Source organism: Frankia sp. AiPs1 (assembly GCF_023716945.1).
Taxonomy (GTDB): Bacteria; Actinomycetota; Actinomycetes; order Frankiales; family Frankiaceae; genus Frankia.
The window spans coordinates 1-1,711 of sequence record NZ_JAMQQF010000870.1; the positions used below are offsets into that span (position 1 = coordinate 1).

Sequence of the window (1,711 nt, forward strand, 5' to 3'; positions counted from 1 at the left end):
CATTCCGACTGTGCGGTCCGCCTTCTGGCTCTGGCCCGGCGACGAGAAGTGAGGATGCGGTGTTCGAGGCGTCGTGGGGGACCCCCCGCCCCGGTCCCCCCCCGGGGGCCCCCCCGCCGGGCGCCGCGGCGCTGCGGCGGCGCGGTCAGCCGGCGAGGGTGGCGAGGCTGACGTCCCACAGCAGCGCGGCCGAACGCGGGTCGAGGGCGTAGTCCGCCACCCCGGTGCGGGTGCCCGGCTGGTTCGGGCCGGCCTCGTTGCAGTCCTCGAAGTACCGGCCGCTGACTCCGTCGACCAGCGGCGACGCGGCGAGCAGCGCCGAGGTCGACGCCCCCTGCTCGGGCGTCTTCCAGGAGATGCCCCCGCCCCCGCCGCCGGCCGCGGCGGTGCTCTGCGCCCGCAGCCGCTCGAGTTCGGCGTCGGTGACGTGGCGCTGCAGCTTCGTGCGGATGCCGCCGGGCATGAGCGCGTTGACGGCGATGCCGTCGTCTGCCCAGCGCCGGGTCGCCTCGACGGCGAACAACACGTTGGCGGTCTTCGACTGCCCGTAGGCCGACCATGGCTCGTACGGTCGCGCGAGGAAGTGGATGTCGTCGAAGACGACGTCGGAGCGCAGGTGCGCACTCGAGCTCACTGACACCACCCGGGCGCCGCCGGCTGCGGCCAGCGCCGGACGCAGGCCCGTCGTCAGCGCGAAGTGCCCGAGATGGTTGGTGGCGAACTGCAGCTCCCAACCCTGCGACGTGCGGGTCTCCGGCGCGGCCATCACTCCGGCGTTGTTGACCAGGATGTGTAGCGGGCCCTGCCAGCCGTTGACGAACGCGGCGACGGAGGCGGGCTGCGCGAGGTCCAGCGGGGCGACGGTGACGTGGTCGTTCCCGGTCGACGCGGTGATGTCGGCGGCCACCCGGGCGCCGGCGTCAAGGTCACGGACCGTGATCGTTACCTGGGCGCCCGCGCTGGCGAGTGCCCGTGCCGTCTCGACGCCGATGCCCGAGGACGCGCCGGTCACGACGGCGCGCCGGCCGGACAGGTCGACCTCCGCCAGGACCTCGGCCGCGGTCGAGGTCGCGGAGAACGGTGTGGTGATCAGAGTGCTCACAGTAATGATCTTCCTGTGTGCTCGGCGGATCCGGGCGGAGGCCCGGCCGATATGATGGTGGCGCCGGGTCGGCCGCGGTGGCGGCCTGTCCGGGCCGGGATGCGCGGGCCTGGGGAACACTCGGTCGGTTCCGGCGGGGGCGAAGCTCCAGGCGCGAGACCCAGCCTAAGTGGAGGCGCCTCCACTTAGCAACGTGGCCACCGAACGTTCGCTGGACGCGCAACGGTCTGCCTGGCCCCAGGTGACCGGCGACCGGTGCCGCCGACAGGCGGCGTTCGCCAGTCACGGGGCGGCACAGGCCGGCACAGGCCGAACGTGGTGCCGCCGGCCGCGGCCCACCTGGCCCGGGGGAGGGGAACGATGTCGGCGCACGCCAGGACCAGGCCGTTGCGGGCCGACGCCCGCCGCAACCGCGACCAGGTCCTCGACGCCGCCCTGCGGGCCTTCTCCGCGGGCGGTCCGGGCGTGCCGCTGGAGGCCGTCGCGCGGGACGCCGGGGTCGGCATCGCCACCCTGTACCGGCACTTCCCGACCCGAGAGGCGCTCGTCGAGGCGGTCTACCGCGCCGAGCTCGGCCGGCTGTGCGACGCGGCGCCGGCGCTGCTGGGC

General features: G+C 74.8%; 2 protein-coding genes. One reads left to right on the plus strand and one right to left on the minus strand.

Annotated features, from left to right (window positions below):
* Window positions 1-145: 145 nt before the first annotated feature.
* The gene (locus ND748_RS31440) at window positions 146-1,102 is read right to left on the minus strand and encodes an SDR family NAD(P)-dependent oxidoreductase (protein WP_251749927.1); all 957 of its coding nucleotides are present in this window, start codon (window positions 1,100-1,102) and stop codon (window positions 146-148) included.
* A 360-nt stretch (window positions 1,103-1,462) separates the two neighbouring features.
* Between ND748_RS31440 and ND748_RS31445 the strand changes: the two genes are divergently transcribed.
* On the plus strand, window positions 1,463-1,711 hold a 249-nt coding region (locus ND748_RS31445), incomplete at its 3' end, for a TetR/AcrR family transcriptional regulator (RefSeq protein WP_251749928.1).